At 68.4% G+C, this 18142-nt stretch carries 17 protein-coding genes; 7 read left to right on the forward strand and 10 right to left on the reverse strand.

Annotation, left to right across the window (positions count from 1 at the left end):
• Positions 1 to 9 precede the first annotated feature (9 nt).
• From DDF67_RS16680 to coxB, 5 genes are all read right to left on the reverse strand, one after another.
• A complete protein-coding gene (locus DDF67_RS16680; protein ID WP_233247686.1) occupies positions 10 to 555 on the reverse strand; it encodes a cytochrome c oxidase assembly protein in 546 nt (181 codons plus the stop codon).
• 94 nt (positions 556 to 649) lie between these two features.
• Positions 650 to 766, reverse strand: coding sequence for a hypothetical protein (locus tag DDF67_RS25780; RefSeq protein WP_233247687.1), 117 nt, complete (start codon positions 764 to 766; stop codon positions 650 to 652).
• Between the two features lie 47 nt (positions 767 to 813).
• Positions 814 to 1851 (reverse strand): heme o synthase, encoded by a 1038-nt coding sequence (gene cyoE / locus DDF67_RS16685; RefSeq protein WP_109101985.1) that lies wholly within the window; start codon positions 1849 to 1851, stop codon positions 814 to 816.
• Between the two features lie 101 nt (positions 1852 to 1952).
• Positions 1953 to 3629, reverse strand: a complete 1677-nt coding sequence (ctaD, locus tag DDF67_RS16690) for a cytochrome c oxidase subunit I (RefSeq protein ID WP_109101986.1) — start codon at positions 3627 to 3629, stop codon at positions 1953 to 1955.
• A 23-nt stretch (positions 3630 to 3652) separates the two neighbouring features.
• Positions 3653 to 4609, reverse strand: coding sequence for a cytochrome c oxidase subunit II (gene coxB / locus DDF67_RS16695; protein WP_109101987.1), 957 nt, complete (start codon positions 4607 to 4609; stop codon positions 3653 to 3655).
• A 371-nt stretch (positions 4610 to 4980) separates the two neighbouring features.
• Here coxB and DDF67_RS16700 point away from each other — a divergent pair, with 371 nt between their 5' ends.
• From DDF67_RS16700 to DDF67_RS16720, 5 genes are all read left to right on the forward strand, one after another.
• Entirely contained in the window at positions 4981 to 5307 is a 327-nt protein-coding gene (locus DDF67_RS16700; RefSeq protein ID WP_101716074.1) for a PadR family transcriptional regulator, read from the forward strand.
• Positions 5304 to 5870: a DUF1700 domain-containing protein gene (locus DDF67_RS16705; RefSeq protein WP_109101988.1), complete on the forward strand. Its 567-nt coding sequence runs from the start codon at positions 5304 to 5306 to the stop codon at positions 5868 to 5870. The genes DDF67_RS16700 and DDF67_RS16705 overlap by 4 nt, the downstream gene beginning before the upstream one ends.
• 9 nt (positions 5871 to 5879) lie before the next feature.
• Positions 5880 to 6674 carry a GIN domain-containing protein gene (locus tag DDF67_RS16710; RefSeq protein WP_109101989.1) on the forward strand — a complete coding sequence of 265 codons (795 nt, stop codon included), beginning with the start codon at positions 5880 to 5882 and terminating at the stop codon, positions 6672 to 6674.
• 56 nt (positions 6675 to 6730) lie between these two features.
• Entirely contained in the window at positions 6731 to 8161 is a 1431-nt protein-coding gene (gene tldD, locus DDF67_RS16715; RefSeq protein WP_109101990.1) for a metalloprotease TldD, read from the forward strand.
• 269 nt (positions 8162 to 8430) lie between these two features.
• Positions 8431 to 10467: a TonB-dependent receptor plug domain-containing protein gene (locus DDF67_RS16720; RefSeq protein ID WP_109101991.1), complete on the forward strand. Its 2037-nt coding sequence runs from the start codon at positions 8431 to 8433 to the stop codon at positions 10465 to 10467.
• A gap of 113 nt (positions 10468 to 10580) precedes the next feature.
• Here the strand turns inward: DDF67_RS16720 and DDF67_RS16725 are convergent, their stop codons facing one another.
• The 4 genes from DDF67_RS16725 to DDF67_RS16740 form a co-directional block, all read right to left on the reverse strand.
• Complete coding sequence (locus DDF67_RS16725) at positions 10581 to 13157, reverse strand: HWE histidine kinase domain-containing protein (RefSeq protein ID WP_109101992.1); 2577 nt, start codon at positions 13155 to 13157, stop codon at positions 10581 to 10583.
• A 94-nt stretch (positions 13158 to 13251) separates the two neighbouring features.
• Positions 13252 to 13983: a DUF4908 domain-containing protein gene (locus tag DDF67_RS16730; RefSeq protein WP_233247682.1), complete on the reverse strand. Its 732-nt coding sequence runs from the start codon at positions 13981 to 13983 to the stop codon at positions 13252 to 13254.
• A gap of 235 nt (positions 13984 to 14218) precedes the next feature.
• Positions 14219 to 14941: a beta-ketoacyl-ACP reductase gene (gene phbB, locus DDF67_RS16735; protein WP_109101994.1), complete on the reverse strand. Its 723-nt coding sequence runs from the start codon at positions 14939 to 14941 to the stop codon at positions 14219 to 14221.
• Positions 14942 to 15051: 110 nt separating this feature from the next.
• Complete coding sequence (locus tag DDF67_RS16740; RefSeq protein WP_109101995.1) at positions 15052 to 16227, reverse strand: acetyl-CoA C-acetyltransferase; 1176 nt, start codon at positions 16225 to 16227, stop codon at positions 15052 to 15054.
• Positions 16228 to 16448: 221 nt separating this feature from the next.
• Between DDF67_RS16740 and phaR the strand changes: the two genes are divergently transcribed.
• Together phaR and DDF67_RS16750 are read left to right on the forward strand one after the other, a co-directional pair.
• Complete coding sequence (gene phaR, locus DDF67_RS16745; protein WP_109101996.1) at positions 16449 to 17138, forward strand: polyhydroxyalkanoate synthesis repressor PhaR; 690 nt, start codon at positions 16449 to 16451, stop codon at positions 17136 to 17138.
• Between the two features lie 58 nt (positions 17139 to 17196).
• On the forward strand, positions 17197 to 17532 hold the full coding sequence (locus DDF67_RS16750) for a hypothetical protein (protein WP_101716084.1): 336 nt from the start codon (positions 17197 to 17199) through the stop codon (positions 17530 to 17532).
• Here the strand turns inward: DDF67_RS16750 and DDF67_RS16755 are convergent.
• Entirely contained in the window at positions 17513 to 17839 is a 327-nt protein-coding gene (locus DDF67_RS16755; protein WP_109101997.1) for a DNA-binding protein, read from the reverse strand. The two genes, DDF67_RS16750 and DDF67_RS16755, sit on opposite strands and share 20 nt — an antisense overlap.
• Positions 17840 to 18142: the final 303 nt, after the last annotated feature.

Genomic DNA, 18142 nt, shown 5'->3' on the forward strand with positions numbered 1-18142 from the left:
TGTGGATTGCTATAGTCCCTTGGACGGTGTTCCGCCAAGTGGTTGAACGATGCGCGGCGTCGCGTCGGCCTGCTGGCCGCCGTCGTCGCCCTCCACCGCCGGGAAGAAGGTATAGGACAAGGTGATCTCGGACTTGCCCTTGGTCTCGGGATCCTCGGCATAGCGGGGATCGACGAAGTAGACGACCGGGAACTCGACCGTCTGGCCAGGCTCGATCGTCTGGTTGGAGAAGCAGAAGCACTCGATCTTCTGGAAATAGGCGCCGGCCTGCTCGGGCACGACATTGTAGATCGCCCGGCCGGTCTGGGGCTTGTCGCTGTTGTTGGTGACCTTGAAGAAGGCTAGGCCCGAGGCGCCCAGCTTGATGTCCTGGCTGACCTGCTCGGTCGTGAAGGTCCAGGGCAGGTTGCGGATATTGGCGTCGAAGCGGACGGCGACGCTCTTGTCCAGCACCTTGGTCGGAGCCGCCTGCGCCTTGCGCACCGTGCCGTCGAAGCCGGTGACCTGGCAGAACAGCTTGTAGAGCGGCACCGAGGCGTAGGCCGCGCCGACCATGCCGGCGAAGGCCGCGACGCAGATCAGCGCCACGCGCTTGTTGCGGCGGGCGTGCGGGTCGGGCGCCTTGCCGGCCTCGGCCGCCGGCCTGGGATCAGAACCGGTTTCCGACATTGGCGCCGAGCCTCACCAGGGTGACCACGAAGACCAGGGCGACGAAGGCGACGAGGCCCAGCGCCAGGGCGATGTTGCGGCCGTTGCGGGCCTTCAGCGCCTGATCGGCGTCGGGCTTTGCGGAAACGGTCTTCTTCGGGTCGGTCAAAGCGAAAGCTCCAGGGCCCGGATCCCGATCATGGCCTCGGCCAGGAGCGCGGCGAACAGGGCGAACAGGTACAAGATCGAGAAGGCGAACAGGTTGCGGGCGTCCTTGGCCCCGCCCACCGGCGGCGGGCGCTTGCCCTCGACGGCGGGAGCGGCCTCGGGCGTCTGCACCTCGTAGAGCGCGCGGTCGCCGGTGCGCGGGTCGGCCGCGTCGCCGGCGTCGCTGCGGAACACCCGCCAGGCCAGGATCAGGAAGACCAGGCCGCCCAGGGCCGAGACGGCCAGGTACAGCGGACCGCCCAGGCCCGTGGCCGCCGGGGCCAGGCATACCGGGATGAAAACGAGGCTGTAGAGCAGGATCTGCTTGCGGGTCTCCCTGGCGCCCTTGACCACCGGCAGCATCGGCACGCCGGCCTTGGCGTAGTCGGTGCTGATGTAGAGCGACAGGGCCCAGAAGTGCGGCGGGGTCCACAGGAAGATGATCAGCACCATCAGCCAGGCGTTCAGCGGCGCCGAGCCGCTGGCGGCCGCCCAGCCGATGGCCGGCGGCAGCGCTCCGGCAAGACCGCCGATGACGATGTTCTGGGCCGTCCAGCGCTTGAGCCACATGGTGTAGACCACCGCGTAGAAGACGATGGTGAAGGCCAGGAGACCCGCGGCCAGCCAGTTGATGGCCATGCCCATCAGCATGACCGACAGCAGGGAGAGCACGACGCCCAGGGTCGCGGCTTCGGAGCCCTCGACCAGGCCGGCCGGCACCGGCCGTCCGCGCGTGCGGCGCATCTTGGCGTCGATATCGGCGTCGTACCACATGTTCAGAGCGCCCGAGGCCCCGGCGCCCACGGCGATGCACAGCACCGCCACCGCGCCCAGCAGCGGGTGGATATGCGTGCGGGCGGCCACCAGGCCGGTCGCGGCCGTGAACACCACCAGCGACATCACGCGCGGCTTGAGCAGCTGGAAATAGTCCTGCCAGCGCGCCGCGCGAACCGTGTCGGTGGGCGTGTCGGGCGAGAGGACGGCGGGCTTGGCCATGGAATTCAAGTCTTCGAAACGGGGTCTTGATGGGCGAAGGGCGCGGGCCGGGCTGCCGCCCGATCCGCGCCCCCGCGCTTATACTGCTATCTTACCAGAGATCAGTGGTGATCGTCGGCCTTGATGACCGGCGGCTCGCTGAACTGGTGGAACGGCGGCGGCGAGGACAAGGTCCATTCCAGCGTGGTGGCGCCTTCGCCCCACGGGTTGGCCTCGGCCTTGCGGCGACGGATGGCCGCCTCGATCAGCACCAGCATGAAGACGCCGACGCCGACGACGGTGATCATGTAGCCCACCGACGAGACGTAGTTCCACTTCGCGAAGGCGTCCGGATAGTCGACATAGCGCCGCGGCATGCCGTCCAGGCCCAGGAAGTGCTGCGGGAAGAACACCAGGTTCACGCCCACGAACATGATCCAGAAGTGCAGGGCGCCGAGGAACTCGTTGTACTTCACGCCCCACATCTTCTCGAACCAGTAGTAGAAGCCCGCGAAGATGGCGAAGACGGCGCCCAAGCTGAGCACGTAGTGGAAGTGGGCCACCACGTAGTAGGTGTCGTGCAGGCTGTAGTCGATGCCGGCGTTCGACAGCACGACGCCGGTGACGCCGCCGACCGTGAACAGGAAGATGAAGCCGATCGCCCACAGCATGGGCGTCTTGAAGCTGATCGAACCGCCCCACATCGTGGCGATCCAGCTGAAGATCTTCACGCCGGTCGGGACGGCGATGATCATCGTGGCGGCCACGAAATAGGCGCGCAGGTTGATGCTCATGCCGACCGTGTACATGTGGTGCGCCCACACGATGAAGCCGACGAAGCCGATGGCGACCATGGCGTAGGCCATGGCGAGGTAGCCGAAGACCGGCTTCTTCGAGAAGGTCGAGACGATGTGGCTGATGATGCCGAACCCGGGCAGGATCAGGATGTACACTTCCGGGTGGCCGAAGAACCAGAACAGGTGCTGGAACATCACCGGGTCGCCGCCGGCGGCGGGGTCGAAGAAGTGGGTGCCGAAGTTGCGGTCGGTCAGCAGCATGGTGATGGCGCCGGCCAGCACGGGCAGCGACAGCAGCAGCAGGAAGGCGGTGATCAGCACCGACCACGCGAACAGCGGCATGCGGTGCAGGGTCATGCCCGGCGCGCGCATGTTGAAGATCGTGGTGATGAAGTTGATCGCGCCGAGGATCGACGAGGCGCCGGCCAGGTGGAGCGACAGGATCGCCAGGTCCATGGCCGGGCCGGTGTGGCCGGTCGTGGACAGCGGCGGATAGATCGTCCAGCCGCCGCCGAAGCCGTGACCAGGGCCGCCGTCGACGAACATCGAGGTGCACAGCAGGATCCAGGCGGCGACCAGCAGCCAGAACGAGATGTTGTTCATCCGCGGGAAGGCCATGTCCGGCGCGCCGATCATGATCGGAACGAACCAGTTGCCGAAGCCGCCGATCATGGCGGGCATGACCATGAAGAAGATCATGATCAGGGCGTGGGCGGTGACCACGGCGTTATAGCCGTGCTTGCCCTTGAACACGCCCCACTCGGCCAGCAGGCCGGTCTCGGAGAAGACCTGGATGCCCGGGTGCATCAGCTCCCAGCGGATCAGGCCCGAAAGGGCGCCGCCGACGATCCCGGCCATGATGGCGAACAAGATGTAGAGCGTGCCGATGTCCTTGTGGTTCGTCGAGAAGAACCAGCGCTGGAAGAAGGGCGGCTTTTCGTCGGCGCCGTGCCCGGAGGCGTGGGCGTCGTCGTGGTGATCGATGTCAGCGGCGTGAGCCATCGGACTGATATCCTAAAGCGTTCTTAGGCCGCCGGCGCGGCGGCGGGGGCCGCGGCCGGAGCGGAAGCGGGAGCGGCCGGAGCAGCGGCGGCGGGCGTCGTGGCGGCGGGCGCAGCCGCCGGAGCGGCTTCGGCGGCAGCCGGGGCGGCGGGCGCCTCGGCGGGAGCCTTGGCCTTCACCCACGCGTCGAACTCGGCCTGCGTGACGACCTTGATCTCGATCGGCATGAAGGCGTGGTCGATGCCGCAGAGCTCCGAGCACTGGCCGTAATAGGTGCCCACCTTCTCGGCCTTGAACCAGGTTTCGTTCAGGCGGCCGGGGATGGCGTCGGTCTTCAGACCGAAGGCCGGCAGGGCGAAGGCGTGGATCACGTCGGCGGCGGTGACCTGCACGCGCACGACCTGGTTGACCGGAACGACCATCGCGTTGTCGGCGGCCAGGCGATAGAGGCCGTGCGGCAGGCCCTTGGCCGCCACTTCTTCCTCGCTCAGCACCTTGGAGATGATCTCCGGCACCTTCTGGTCAGGATACTCGTAGCCCCAGTACCACTGATAGCCCGTGGCCTTCACGGTCATGTAGGGCTTGGGCATGTCGTTGTACCGGAACAGCAGCCGGAACGAGAAGATGGCGATGATCATCAGGATCAGCACCGGCACGATCGTCCAGATGATCTCGATCGTGGTGTTGTGGCTGAACTTGGCCGGAACCGGGTTCGCCTTCTTGTTGTAGCGCACTGCGATCCAGACCAGCAGGCCCAGCACCAGCAAGGTGATGGCCGTGATGATCGGCAGCAGGATCCAGTCATGGAACCAGATCGCGTCGTGCTTGAGCACGGACGCGGCCGGCTGGAGGGCGATCCCCCCCGGCGTTGGCTGGCCCAATAGATCGTCGGCGAAGGCATGCCCCGCGAGCGTCGTCATGACGGCGGCGGCTGCAAAGCCAAACCCCTTCCGTCCCATCCCCTGAACTTGTGCCTTCATTTCCCTCTCGGCCCGTTACGGCGGCGACCGGCTGTTACTCAGCCGTGTCTCCGCGCCGACATGCACAATACGACCGGTTACGCGGACTTATGCAATCGACTTGAAACGGTCGAAAGCACTCCCCCCACGGCGCCGGCCGGTCGCAGGCGTGCTTACGCGCTTCAATCCCTGTTGCCAAGCACCCGAAACCACACGTAGCGCAGGGGAATCGCGTCAGTTGCGAAGCATTCTCAATAACTTCGCGGATTTCATCCACACGACCGACAGGCGAATCACGCCGATCCTCGAACATTGATAACTTGTAATAACAGCTACCTTGCATCACACACTACCTGACCGTACAAGGTTCTCACCAACAGGAAACGAGAGCCGTGCCTGAAGCCATCGAGACCCAACTGAAGAAAGGCGTGCTGGCGCTGTGCGTGCTGGCCCTGCTGTCGAAGGCCGACAGCTACGCCTACGAGATCGCCAGTCAGCTGGCCAAGGACATCGACATGGGCGAGGGGACCATCTACCCGCTGATGCGTCGCCTGCAGTCCGACGGCCTGGTCGAGACCTATCTGGTCGAGTCGACCAGCGGCCCGCCCCGCAAATACTACCGCCTCACCACGGCCGGCCGCGACAGCTTCGCCGCCCAGAAGAGCGAATGGGAAGCCTTCGCCAAGGCCGTGAACGACATACTGGGAGCCGCCGCATGACCCGCGTCGAATTCGTCACTCGCCTGAAGCGCGGCCTGGCCGGCCTGCCGGCCACCACCATCGCCGACGCCGTAGCCGACTACGAGGCCCACTTCGACGACGCCATGGCCGCGGGCCGCACCGAGGCCGAGACGGCGGCCGCCCTGGGCGATCCCGACCGCCTGGCCCGCGAACTGCGCGCCGAAGCGGGGTTGAAGCGCTGGGAAGAGACCAAGAACCCCTCGGCCGCGGCCGGCGCGGTGTTCGCGGTGCTGGGCCTGGGCGCGATCGACATCCTGATCCTGCTGCCCATCCTGATGGGCGTGATCGGGGCGCTGTTCGGCTTCTTCATGGCCGGCATCGGCATGTTCATCGCCGGCGGCTTCGTGTTCTCGGCCGGACCGTTCATGGACCCGCCGGGCGGGGCGGCCGTCGCCATCCTGGGCGGCATCGGCCTGATGGCCGCGGCCACCGCCCTGACCGCCGTCACCGGCCTGGTCACCATCGCCCTGGTCAACGGCCTGGTCTGGTACGGCCGCCTCCACTACCGGCTGCTGAAGCCGGCCATCGAACCGCAAGCCTGAGGCCTGCCCATGATCCGCAACCTGACCATCATCGCCGTCGCCAGCTTCGTCCTGGCCGTGGCGTGCCTTGGAACCGCCTTCGCGATAGGCGGCCGCGACATCGCCAAAGGGGGCTGGACCTTCCCCGCCAACATCCACATCGAGGACGAGGGCGGCCGCGTCACCATCCGCCCCGGCGGCGAGGTGACCATCGAGGACCACGGCCCCAACACCAGCCGCCAGATCGCCTGGACCGGCGGCGAGACGCTGCGCATCGACCTGCCGGCCCGCGTGCTCTTCACCCAGGGCGAAAAGGCCGACATCACGGTCGAGGGTCCCCAGGGCCTGGCCCGCCGCGTGGTGCTGACCAACGGACGGCTGCACTTCGACGGCGACGGCGAGGGCCGCGGCTTCCGCTTCGACCACAGCGGCGTGCGGGTGTTCACCAACAGCGACGATCTTGTCATCCGCGTCACCGCCCCGGGCGTGCGCAACTTCGTCCTCAACGGCTCGGGCGACCTGGACATCCAGTCCTATGACCAGCCGGACCTGTCTCTCACCCTCAACGGCAGCGGCGAGGCCTACGCCTCGGGCAAGGCCGGCAAGGTCGACCTGAAGATCGCCGGTTCCGGCGAGGCCGAACTGACCTCGCTGGCCATCACCGACGCCAATGTGGCGATCGCCGGCAGCGGCGAGGCCAAGCTCGGCCCGACGGGCCGGGCCGACGTCGACATCGCCGGCAGCGGCGACGTGACCCTGACCGCGCGCCCGGCCAGCCTGTCCAAGTCGATCGCCGGCTCGGGCGACGTCAACGAAAGCTGGTGAACGATCCCGGGGCGGAGGGAGATGACGCGGAGCCTGCAAGCGCCTAACTTACAGGTATGACCGCTCCCCTCTCCGCCCCTTCCCTGCTGGACGCCGCCGGCGTCGACCCGCAACGCGCCCGCGCCATCCTCGGCGAGGCCCTGGCCGGGGCCGATGACGGCGAACTGTTCCTCGAACGGTCCGAGAGCGAGGCCTTCGTCTTCGACGACGGCCGGCTGAAGACCGCCTCCTACGACAGCGGCGAGGGCTTCGGCCTGCGCGTGGTGGCCGGCGAGACGGCCGGCTACGCCCACGCCTCGGAGATCTCCGAGGCCGCCATCGGCCGGGCCGCCGGCTCGGCCAGCCTGGCCAAGCGCGGCTATGCCGGGATCTCGGCCGAGGGCCCGCGCTCGACCAACGAAAAGCTCTACGGCGAGGACGACCCGGTCTCCTCGCCCGCCTTCTCCGACAAGGTGTCCCTGCTCCAGGAGATCGACGCCTTCGCCCGCCAACGCGACCCACGCGTGGTGCAGGTGCTGGCCAGCCTGGCCGGCGAGCGCCGCGTGGTCGAGATCCTCCGCGCCGACGGCAAGCTGATCCGCGACGTGCGCCCGCTGGTGCGCCTCAACGTCCAGGTCACCGTCGAGAAGGACGGCAAGCGCGAGGCCGGCTCGTCCGGCGCCGGCGGCCGCGCCGGCTTCTCGGCCTGGATCAGCCCCGACAAGTGGCAAGGCCAGGTCGACGAGGCCCTGCGCATGGCGCTGGTCAATCTCGACGCCGTGGCCTGCCCGGCCGGCGAGATGGACGTGGTGCTCGGCCCCGGCTGGAACGGCGTGCTGCTGCACGAGGCCGTCGGCCACGGCCTGGAAGGCGACTTCAACCGCAAGGGCATTTCGGCCTTCTCGGGCCGCATAGGCGAACGCGTGGCCGCCAAGGGCGTCACCGTCTTCGACGACGGCTCGATCCCCGGCCGCCGCGGCTCGCTGACCATCGACGACGAGGGCACGCCGACCGAGCGCACCATCCTGATCGAGGACGGCATCCTGGTGGGCTACATGCACGACCGCATGTCGGCCCGGCTGATGGGCATGCAGGCCACCGGCAACGGCCGCCGCCAGTCCTACGCCCACATGCCCATGCCGCGCATGACCAACACCGGCATGCTGGCGGGCAACGACGATCCGGCCGAGATGATCGCCTCGATGAAGAAGGGCCTCTACTGCGCCAATTTCGGCGGCGGCCAGGTCGACATCACCAACGGCAAGTTCGTCTTCCAGTGCACCGAGGCCTATCTGGTCGAGGACGGCAGGATCACCGCCCCGGTCAAGGGCGCCACCCTGATCGGCGACGGCCCGTCGGCCCTGACCCGCGTGACCATGATCGGCAACGATTTCGACTTCGATCCCGGCATAGGCGTCTGCGGCAAGGCCGGCCAGGGCGTGCCCGTGGGCGTGGGACAGCCGTCCTTGAAGATCACCGGCCTGACGGTGGGCGGCACGAATATCTGAGAGAACCTCCCCCTGTGGGGGAGGCGGCCGAAGGCCGGAGGGGGGACGGCTTCAGCTTCCGCTGTGCTTGCCGACCTTGCGCTTCCCCCCACCGATCGCTTCGCGATCGCCTCCCCCACAGGGGGAGGTCCCTCTGCTCAAACTTGGACGGTTGCGTCCATTCCTGTCCGCTTTTTAATCCACATTTCAAGCTTGTAACTTTCCCTCCGCACCGCCTCGGCTCAGCTTGCACGCCACGCAACTGGCGGGGGCCAGGGGACGGAAAAGACATGCAGTTCGGATCGCTTTTCGCGGCGCTCGCGGCCGCCTCGCCCGAGGCCGCCGCGCAAGCCCCCGGGATCGCGGCGTCGACGGAGGGCGTCACTCGCTATCCCGCCGCCTTCTTCGCAGAGCGCCAGCCGCTGTCGGCCTACGACATGGTCGTGCGCGTGCCGGGCTTCACCTTCGACGGCGGCGACAGCGTGCGCGGCTTCGGCGGCGCGGCCGGCAACGTTCTGATCGGCGGCCAGCGCCCGGCCACCAAGAGCGAGTCCCTGGAAGACGCCCTGCGCCGCATCCAGGCCGGCCAGGTCGACCGCATCGAGATCATCGTCGGCGGCGCGCCGGGGATCGACATGCAGGGCAAGACCGTCGTCGCCAACGTCATCCTGCGCGCCGACGCCAAGGGCTCGACCCTGCTGGCCGTGGCCAGCTCGTTCCAGCAGGACGGCCGCACCACCCCGGCCATGCGCTTCGAGGGCTCGCGCCAGTACGGCGTCAACGCCGTCGACTGGTCGATCCTGGCCTTCCGCTATGTCGACGACGGCGCCGGCGAGGGGCCCAGGGTCGTGCGCCGCGCCGACGGCGCCGTCAGCCCCTCGTGGCTGGACGAGACCGGCGGCGGCGACGGCCTGACCGCCAAGGCCAACCTCAAGCGCCCGCTGCTGGGCGGCCGGCTGTCGGTCAACACGGTCTACGAGCAGGAAACCTATGACTGGAGCCTGGAGGATATCCCGCCCTCCGGCGTCGACCGCCTGAAGGTCATCGACGCCGACCAGCGCGAGGAAGGCGAGATCGGCCTGGGCTGGGAGAAGGCCCTGACGAACAGGTCGCGGGTCGAGCTGACCGGCCTCGTCCGCCGCAAGCACGTCGACTACGCCAGCACCTTCACCGAGGCTGGCGGATCCGGCCGCTTCACCTCGGCCCGCGACAGCGGCGAGACCATCGGCCGGGGCGTGCTGCGCCACACCCTCAATCCGGCCTGGTCGTTCGAAGGCGGCGGCGAAATCGCGGTGAACTTCCTCGACAGCCAGATCGGCTACGTGGTCAACGGCGCGCCCCAGGTGCTGCCGGCCGCCAACGTGCGGGTCGAGGAAAAGCGCGGCGAGGCCTTCGGCGTGGCCACCTGGCGCGCCCGCCCGGACCTGACCCTGGAGGGCGCCGTGCGGCTGGAGCGCTCGACCATCTCCCAGACCGGCGACACCAACCTGGAGAAGTCGTTCACCTTCCCCAAGCCGCGCCTGTCGGCGACCTGGTCGCCCAGCCCGCGCGACCAGTTCCGCGGCCGCATCGAGCGCGAGGTCGGCCAGCTGGACTTCACCGACTTCGTCTCCTCGACCACCTTCTCCACCGGCCGCGACACCGCCGGCGGGGCGGAACTGGCGCCCGAGCACGGCTGGGTGTTCGAGGCCGCCTGGGAGCGCAAGTTCGGCAAGGACGGCGCCGTGGTGCTGACCGCCCGCCACAAGGAGATCAGCGACGTCGCCGACCGCATCCTGGTGGTGGTCGACAACGGCGACGGCACGACCAGCGCCTACGACGCCCCCGGCAACATCGGCGACGCCGCCAGCGACGAGCTGGAGCTGTCGGTGAACCTGCCGCTGGAACGCTTCGTCCCCGGCGGCCTGCTGCGCGGCAAGGGAACCTGGACCCGTTCGCAGGTCGTCGACCCGATCACCCGCCACAAGCGCAGGATCAGCGACCAGGAGCCGTTCGAGGGCGAGCTGCGGTTCTCGCAGGACCTGCCCAAGCGCAAGCTGCAATGGGGCGTGGAGCTGTTCTCCGGCTCCACCGAGACGGCCTACGCCTTCAACGAGGTCAGCCGCTTCGAGATCGAGCCGTGGCTGCTGGCCTATGCCGAGGTCCAGCCGCGCCAGGGGCTGTCGCTGCGGGTCGAGGCCCAGAACCTCACAGGCCGCGGCCTCAATCGCCAGCGCGAGGTGTTCGAGGGCCGCGCCCGCGCACCGGGCGACTTCGCCTATCTCGACGACCGCCGCGTCGACTTCGACCCGTTCATCTATTTCCGCCTGCGCCAGACCTGGGGCTAGGCCGGACGAGACGAGAACCAGGCCGCCGCCCGCGCCTATCGGTCCCCAACCCAGCGGATAGAAGCGGCCAACTGAAAGGACCCCGGCGCACCTTTACCGGGGTCCCTTTTTCTTCAGCCCTCGCCGGGACCGACGCCCAGGCTGTCCATGGCCCGGGCCAGGTTCTCCAGGGTGTAGGGCTTCTGCACCACCAGGCGACCCCGATGGTTCTGCGGCAGGTTGGCCTGCTCGCCGTAGCCAGTGGCGAACAGGAACGGAACCTTCAGCTCGGCCAGCCGGTCGGCGATGGGATAGCTGTTGCGGTCGCCAAGATTGATGTCCAGCACCGCCACGGTCGGGGGATGGGCCTCGATGCTGTCCAGCGCTCCCTGCACCGTCGCCGCGGTCGTCACGCCGCGCGCGCCCAGCCGGTTGGCGATGTCCTCGGCGTCCAGCGCGATGATCAGGCTGTCCTCGACCAGCAGCACGTCCTGGCCCTCCAGGATCCTGGTCGGCGCGGGATGGGCGTGACCCGGCGCCGGGCGCGGATACTTGATCGCCTGCGGCCCCGCGCCTTGGCGCGGTTCGGACAGGTGCCTGGCCGGGATGCAGAACACCGCGTGGAAGCCCTTGGGATCGTAGTCGACCTTCACCGTCCCGCCCAGGTCATAGGGCACAGAGCGCTCGATGATCGTGGTGCCGAAGCCTTTGCGGGTGGGCGGAACCACCGGCGGGCCGCCGGCCTCGCGCCACTCGACCGCCAGTTCGCCGCCCGCCTTGCGATGCCAGCCGATGGTCACCCGCCCGCCCTCGGCCGACAGCGCCCCGTACTTGTTGGAGTTGGTCACCAGCTCGTGGAAGACCAGCGCCAGGGTCGAATAGGCCTGCGGATTCAGCGACACCGGCTCGCCCTGCACGGCGATGCGGTCGCGCTCGTCGACGAAGGCGGCGGCCTCGGCGTCGATCAGCGCCTGCAGGGGCGCGGGGCCCCAGTGGTCGTCGGTGATCTGGTTGTGGGCCCGGGCCAGGGCGTGGATGCGCCCGTCCACGACCTTGACGAACTCGGCGATGTCGCCGCCCGTCGGCAGCGACTGCCGGATCAGGCCCCGGATCAGACCAAGGATGTTGCGCACCCGGTGGTTCAGCTCGGCGATCAGCAGCTCCTGGCGGGCGCTGGCCTGCTGGCGCTCGGCCGAGGCCTCGTCGGCGAGCCGCAGCACCACCTCGATCAAGGTGGCGCGCAGGGTCTCGGCGACGCGGACTTCCGAACCGCTGAACGGCTGGGAATGGTGCTCGACCAGTTCCTTCCACTCGGCGAAGCTGGCGCGCGGCGTCAGGCGCGGACCGTTGGGTCCATACTCGATCGGCTTGTGCGGGTCGCCGGCCCAGCGCACCGAATGGATCAGCTCCTTGCGGAACAGCACCACGTAGTCGCGCGGCGAGCGCGAGATCGGGATGGCCAGCAGGCCGGCCGCGTCCGAGGCGAACGTGTGGGCGTCGCTGATCAGCGAGCCGATGTTGTCGGTGGCGAAGACCTTGCCGGCGGCGGTGCCGTTCAGCGCCCGGACGATACGGCGGAAGTCGTCCAGCGGCGGCGCCGTGCCCGAGAAGGCGTGGTTGCCGCCCAGCCACACGCCCACCCCGTCGGCGGGAATGGCGTTGGTGAGGATGTCGCCCAGCCAGTCGGGGTCCTTCAGAAGGGTCTCGTCCGAGGCCACCGCCCCCAGCAGTTGGTCGGAGATGTCGCGCGCCCGGCGCTCGTACTCCACCGTCTCCTGCCGCTCGCGGCTCTCCAGCCGCATCGAGAACATCTGGGCGAACAGCTCGCTGACCGAGCGCCGCTCGAAGGTCGGGCAGCGCGGCGCGTAGTGGTGGCAGGCGAACAGGCCCCAGAGCTTGCCCTCGACGATGATCGAGATCGACAGCGACGCCTGCACGCCCATGTTCTTGAGGTATTCGATGTGGATCGGCGAGACCGAGCGCAGCACCGACAGCGACAGGTCCAGCGGCTGGCCCGCCTGGTCGCGCTGGGGCACGATCGGCGCCGGCGTGGCGTTCACGTCGGTGATCACCCGCAGGAGGTTGCGCCGATAGAGCTCGCGGGCCTGGGCCGGAATGTCCGAGGCCGGATAGCGCAGCCCCATGAACGAGCCGATGCCGTGGCGCGCCGCCTCGGCCACCACCTCGCCCGAGCCGTCGGCGGCGAAGCGATAGACCATCACCCGGTCGAACTCGATCAGTGCGCGCACCTGGCGCGCGCCCTCGCGATAGAAGGCGGAAAAGTCGGCCGCCCCGTCCAGCCGGGCGATCATCGAGCGCACCATGCCGGTGGCGTCGCCATGCTCGCCCGAGGCCGGCTCGGCCTCGATGACGATCTGGCCGCCTGAAAAGTGCAGGGCCACGTCGAAGTTCGGCCGCCCCGCCACCAGTTCCAGGTCGAAGATCCGCTCCACCGCGTCGGCCCCGCGCAGCAGGGTCGAGCGGTTGCGCAGGTCGTGGATCGCCTTGGGCAGGAACAGCTCGAACAGCGGCTTGCCGAAGAGGTCGGCCGGCTGGAAGCCGATGAAGTCGCCGATGTTGGCCGAGGCGCGCGCCACCAGCCAGTCGGCGGTCAGGGCGATCAGGAAGCCGATGGGCTGGATCGCGCCGAGGATGTGGATCGGCTCGCGGTCGCAGTTGGTCAGATCGACGGGAGCGGTGTCGGTCGGCAAGTCAGGCTCCGAAAACCGGAAAAGCGCCTTGAGGAGCTTGGCCGTATGCTTGGATTTGCATGAACGTGGATCAACAGCCCAGGTTCCGCCCCCCCTACTTGTCCACCACCTTGATGATGCGGTCCGACGACGGCCGGCCGGCCAGGCCCTTGCCGGCGGCGTAGGTGACGATCAGGGCGTCGTCCTTGATCGTCGCGCCGGGCTTGCGGCCCTCGGCCAGCAGTACGCGGCCGATGCGGTTCAGCAGGCCGCGATCGCCGTTGCGGGCCATGCGCTCGAAGGCCTCGGCGGTGACGTTGGCGCATTCGGCGACCAGAACCGAGGTCTCGGGCCGGGCGTCCTGCACGGTCTCGAAACTGACCCGGTGGCGGGCCGCGCGGCTGGCGCGGTCGGCGGCCTGCAGCATGCGCTGGAACAGCACGTTGGGGGTGATGAAGGCCGGCGGCTGGATGGTCGGCGCCCGGCCCATCAGGGCCGCGGCCGCGCCGGCCGGCCGGTCGGCGGTGAACAGGGTCATGCCGCCCAGCTTGGTGGCGCGCAGCACCGGCTCGCCCAGCTCGTTCTTGTAGATGACGTCGCCGCGCGGACCGGCGTGGGGCGACAGCACCCACACCTCGCTGCTGTTCTCGAACTTCAGCAGGGTGGTCGGGGTGGCGCGATCGAGCACGAAGGCCCCGCCCCCGTCCGAGACATAGCGGGCAACCGGCGGCGGCGGCGCCTTGCGGGCCTCGGCGGCGGCGCGATCGCCGAACAGGGCGTCGCGAAGGCTGTGCTTGGATTGCGCCGCGACCGGCGTGGCGATGGTCAGGCCTGCCAGGGCGAGCATCAGCGTTGTCGCGCAGCCTCCCGGCCCCATCCTTTCCACCGTTGGTCGTATCATGCGAACGGTGATGGTCCCCGACTGGGGCGAATCTTGGACGTGGAGGCGGCGCTTCCTGGCAAGCGCTGCCGTGCGACTTTTCTGCAACGCTTCCCTTGGCGCATGACCCCCGTCACGCGCCCCCCTGATCCCGGTCGGCGGATTGACGCCAACCGGGACCGTCAGGTCAAGACATAAGGCCTCAGGCCAGGTACTGGCCGCCGTTCAGCGACAGGGTGGCCCCGGTCACGAAACCGGCGCGCTCGCCGGCCAGGAACGAGACCATGTCGGCGATCTCCTCGCCCTTGCCCAGGCGGCCGACGGGGATGCCGCCGATGATGCCGGCCAGCACCGTTTCCGGCACCGCGGCCACCATCTCGGTGTCGATATAGCCGGGGCAGATCACGTTGACGGTGACGCCCTTCTTGGCGTTCTCCAGGGCCAGGGCCTTGGTGAAGCCGATCAGGCCGGCCTTGGCGGCCGAGTAGTTGGTCTGGCCGACCTGGCCCTTCTGGCCGTTGATCGAGCTGATGTTGATGATCCGGCCCCAGCCGCGCTCGCGCATGCCCTCGATCACCGGACGGGTCATGTTGAAGGCCGAGTCCATGTTGACCCGGATCACTTCGGACCACTGCTCGTAGGTCATCTTGTGCAGGAAGCCGTCGCGGGTGATGCCGGCGTTGTTGACCAGCACGTCGACCGGCCCGAGCTCGGCGGTGACCTTGGCCACCGCGGCCTGGCAGTCGTCGAAGGAGCCGACATTGCCCTTCACCACCATGACGCCCAGCGCCTTGGCGCAGGCCTCGGCCGCCTCCTCGTTGCCGGAATAACCCGCCGCGACCTTGAGGCCGTCGGCGACAAGCCGCTCGCAGATCGCCCGACCGATGCCCCGCGTACCGCCGGTCACGAACGCAACTCTAGTCATTCACTAGTCTCCTGCTGCCGTTACGTCATGGTTGCACGTGGTCGCGTCCGGAGCGCAAGCCCCGGACGCAGTTTGTCACGAAGACTTCTTCCGGGGCCAGACTACCCGGCTCAGACGGCCTCGACGCAGAGGGCCACGCCCATGCCGCCGCCGACGCACAGCGTCGCCAGGCCCTTCTTGCCGCCCGAGCGCTTCAGCTCGTGCACCAGGGTGGTCAGGATCCGCGCGCCCGAGGCGCCGATCGGGTGGCCGATGGCGATGGCGCCGCCGTTGACATTGACCTTGGCCGGGTCAAGGCCCAGCTCGCGCACCACCGAGATCGACTGGGCGGCGAAGGCTTCGTTGCTTTCGATCAGGTCGAGGTCGCCGACGGTCCAGCCGGCCTTTTCCAGGGCCTTCTTGGTGGCCGGGATCGGGCCGGTGCCCATGATCTCGGGCTCGACGCCGGCATTGGCCCACGAGACGATCCTGGCCAGGGGCTTGAGACCGCGCTTCTCGGCTTCCTCGGCCGTGGTCAGCACCAGGGCGGCGGCGCCGTCATTGAGGCCCGAGGCGTTGGCGGCGGTCACCGAGCCGTCCTTGGCGAAGGCCGGCTTCAGGCCCGAGATGCTTTCCAGCGTCACGCCGTGGCGGATGTATTCGTCCTGGTCGACGACGGTGTCGCCCTTGCGGCCCTTGATCGTCACGCCGACGATCTCGTCGGCGAACTTGCCGGCCTTCTGGGCGGCCTCGGCCTTGTTCTGGCTGGCGACGGCGAACTTGTCCTGGTCTTCGCGGGTGATCTGCCAGCGGTTGGCGATGTTCTCGGCCGTCTGGCCCATGTGATAGCCGTGGAAGGCGTCCCACAGGCCGTCCTTGATCATGGTGTCGACGAAGCCCAGGTCGCCCATCTTCTGGCCGGTGCGCAGGGCCTGGGCGTGCGGGGCCTGGCTCATGCTCTCCTGGCCGCCGACCACCACGATCCTGGCGTCGCCCGACAGGATCTGCTGGGCGCCCAGGGCGACCGCGCGCAGGCCCGAGCCGCACAGCTGGTTGAGGCTCCAGGCCGGGCTCTCGACCGGAATGCCGGCCTTGACCGAGGCCTGGCGGGCCGGCCCCTGGCCAGCGCCCGCCTGCAGCACCTGGCCCAGGATCACCTCGTCGACGTCGGCCGGCGTGATCCCGGCTCGCTCCACGGCGGCGGCGATCGCGGTCTTGCCCAGCTCCGCGGCCGGCAGGCTGGACAGCGCGCCGAGGAAGGAGCCCACCGGCGTGCGGGCGGCGGAGACGATGACGATATCGGTCATTGGCTGTGATTTCCCGTGACTGTTCCGTGGCGCATTTCGCAGGTGCAGCGCCCACACTTTTGCAGTGCAACAGCACCATGCCCAAACGAACGCCGTTCGTCACGAATACATTTTCATGTCATCATCTGGCGTACAGCTTCTCGCGGGACTGGCGCCCCGGCTTTGCATTAGCGATAGTGCGATGCGAAAAGGCGGGCGACACCGCTGTCCCAGGGAACGAAATGTCCGAGAACCGCGAAAAAGGCGAAGCCGCCCCTGGCGCCGAAAAAGCGTCCGCCGACAAGGCTTCCAGCCAAGGGTCGAGCCAGCGCGTCGTCATCAAGAAGTACGCCAACCGCCGGCTCTACAACACCGCGTCCAGTTCCTACGTCACCCTCGAACACCTGTCGGACATGGTGAAGGAGGGCGTCGACTTCGTGGTCTACGACGCCAAGACCAACGACGACATCACCCGTTCGGTCCTGACCCAGATCATCTTCGAAGAAGAAAACCGCGGCGGCGGCCAGAACCTGCTGCCCATCCAGTTCCTGCGCCAGCTGATCGGCTTCTACGGCAACTCGATGCAGGCCTTCCTGCCCAGCTACCTGGAGATGTCGCTGGAAAGCTTCTCCAAGCAGCAGGAGCGCATGCGCCAGCAGTTCACCGGCGCCCCCGGCCTGGCTGGCAAGGCCGCCGCTCCGGGCATGGCCATCTACGAAGAGCAAATCCGCCAGAACATGGCGCTGTTCGACCGGGCCATGAAGATGTTCTCGCCCTTCGCCTACAGCCGCCCGGAAGACGCCGCGGCCGAGACGCCCGCCGCACCCCCGCCGCCCGCTCCCTCCGCGCCCAGCGAGGACAGCCTGGCCGACCTCAAGCGCCAGCTCGAGGCCATGCAGGAACAGATCGCCAAGCTGGCGACCAAGTCCTAATTCCCGTCAACCATGCCGGCGCATTCGTTCTTAACGGAGCGCCGCTAGCCTTGCGACCATGACCGGTCCTATCGACCCCATCCGACGTGCGGCCAACGCGCGCCGGGCGCTGGCCGCGCCCAAGGACTCCGACCGCCATGAGGCGGACGGCGAAGAGGTCGTGTTCGTTCGCGACGAGGAAGAGGCGCCCGCCGATCCGCCGCCGCAGCCGCGTCCGCGCGGTCCGTTCGCCGCCTTCGCCGCCCAGGTCATGGGCCAGCCCGGCCAGAAGCGCGGCCTGCGCGGTGGGCAGGAAGTGCTCGACGCGGCGCGTTCGACCTATCTCGGCACGGAATATTCCGGCCCGGCCGACCGCCGTCCCAAGGCGGGCCTGATCAAGAAGACCGAAATCTAGCCAGCAGTCCGGCGACCTGCGCCTCCAGCGCCGCCACCCTGGCCTCCAGCAGCGCGACGCGTCGATCGGCTGGATCGGCCGGCGCGGCATGCCCGCCCACACCGGCCCGGCGCGCGGCTTCTTCGCGGGAAACCCCGACCATCTCGGCGAAAACCGCCAGTTCGTCCGGTCCGATCTCGCGCTGGTCCTTGAAGACAAGGTCCAGATCCTCGGGACTCAGCCCCGCCGCCGCGGCCAGAGCCAGGCGATCCAGGCCCCGCTCGCCTAGCCGCGCGTCATACCACTGATGATCGAAGAACAGCGCCATGCGGGTTTTCTAGCGCCTCGCCCGGACTTGGCGCCAGTCTTGCTAGGTCGAGACCCGAATCTTTTCGGAAAGCGTCCCGACCTATGCTGTCCATCCTGATCCGAGCGTTCGATGTGGCCGTCGTCACCCTGATCTTCTCGGTCCTGACCTGACACCGATTTCCTGACAACGCTTCCCTGCGACAAAAGCGCCGAGCGACATCCATTCGCTTGATCGGGGGGACTGTCGGGTCCAATTTAACCGTGTCGCGTCCACCCCCCCACAACGCGACATGCGTACCGCCGGCCCGAGGTTGCCCCTAGT

This window comes from Caulobacter endophyticus, from assembly GCF_003116815.1.
GTDB lineage: Bacteria > Pseudomonadota > Alphaproteobacteria > Caulobacterales > Caulobacteraceae > Caulobacter > Caulobacter endophyticus.

Excerpts from the sequence above, each read along its gene's own strand:
- DDF67_RS16680 (WP_233247686.1), bottom strand. The coding sequence starts at position 555 with ATGGTCGGCGCGGCCTACGCCTCGGTGCCGCTCTACAAGCTGTTCTGC.
- cyoE (WP_109101985.1), bottom strand. The coding sequence starts at position 1,851 with ATGGCCAAGCCCGCCGTCCTCTCGCCCGACACGCCCACCGACACGGTT.
- ctaD (WP_109101986.1), bottom strand. The coding sequence starts at position 3,629 with ATGGCTCACGCCGCTGACATCGATCACCACGACGACGCCCACGCCTCC.
- coxB (WP_109101987.1), bottom strand. The coding sequence starts at position 4,609 with ATGAAGGCACAAGTTCAGGGGATGGGACGGAAGGGGTTTGGCTTTGCA.
- DDF67_RS16705 (WP_109101988.1), top strand. The coding sequence starts at position 5,304 with ATGACCCGCGTCGAATTCGTCACTCGCCTGAAGCGCGGCCTGGCCGGC.
- DDF67_RS16710 (WP_109101989.1), top strand. The coding sequence starts at position 5,880 with ATGATCCGCAACCTGACCATCATCGCCGTCGCCAGCTTCGTCCTGGCC.
- tldD (WP_109101990.1), top strand. The coding sequence starts at position 6,731 with ATGACCGCTCCCCTCTCCGCCCCTTCCCTGCTGGACGCCGCCGGCGTC.
- DDF67_RS16720 (WP_109101991.1), top strand. The coding sequence starts at position 8,431 with ATGCAGTTCGGATCGCTTTTCGCGGCGCTCGCGGCCGCCTCGCCCGAG.
- DDF67_RS16730 (WP_233247682.1), bottom strand. The coding sequence starts at position 13,983 with ATGCTCGCCCTGGCAGGCCTGACCATCGCCACGCCGGTCGCGGCGCAA.
- phbB (WP_109101994.1), bottom strand. The coding sequence starts at position 14,941 with ATGACTAGAGTTGCGTTCGTGACCGGCGGTACGCGGGGCATCGGTCGG.
- DDF67_RS16740 (WP_109101995.1), bottom strand. The coding sequence starts at position 16,227 with ATGACCGATATCGTCATCGTCTCCGCCGCCCGCACGCCGGTGGGCTCC.
- phaR (WP_109101996.1), top strand. The coding sequence starts at position 16,449 with ATGTCCGAGAACCGCGAAAAAGGCGAAGCCGCCCCTGGCGCCGAAAAA.
- DDF67_RS16750 (WP_101716084.1), top strand. The coding sequence starts at position 17,197 with ATGACCGGTCCTATCGACCCCATCCGACGTGCGGCCAACGCGCGCCGG.
- DDF67_RS16755 (WP_109101997.1), bottom strand. The coding sequence starts at position 17,839 with ATGGCGCTGTTCTTCGATCATCAGTGGTATGACGCGCGGCTAGGCGAG.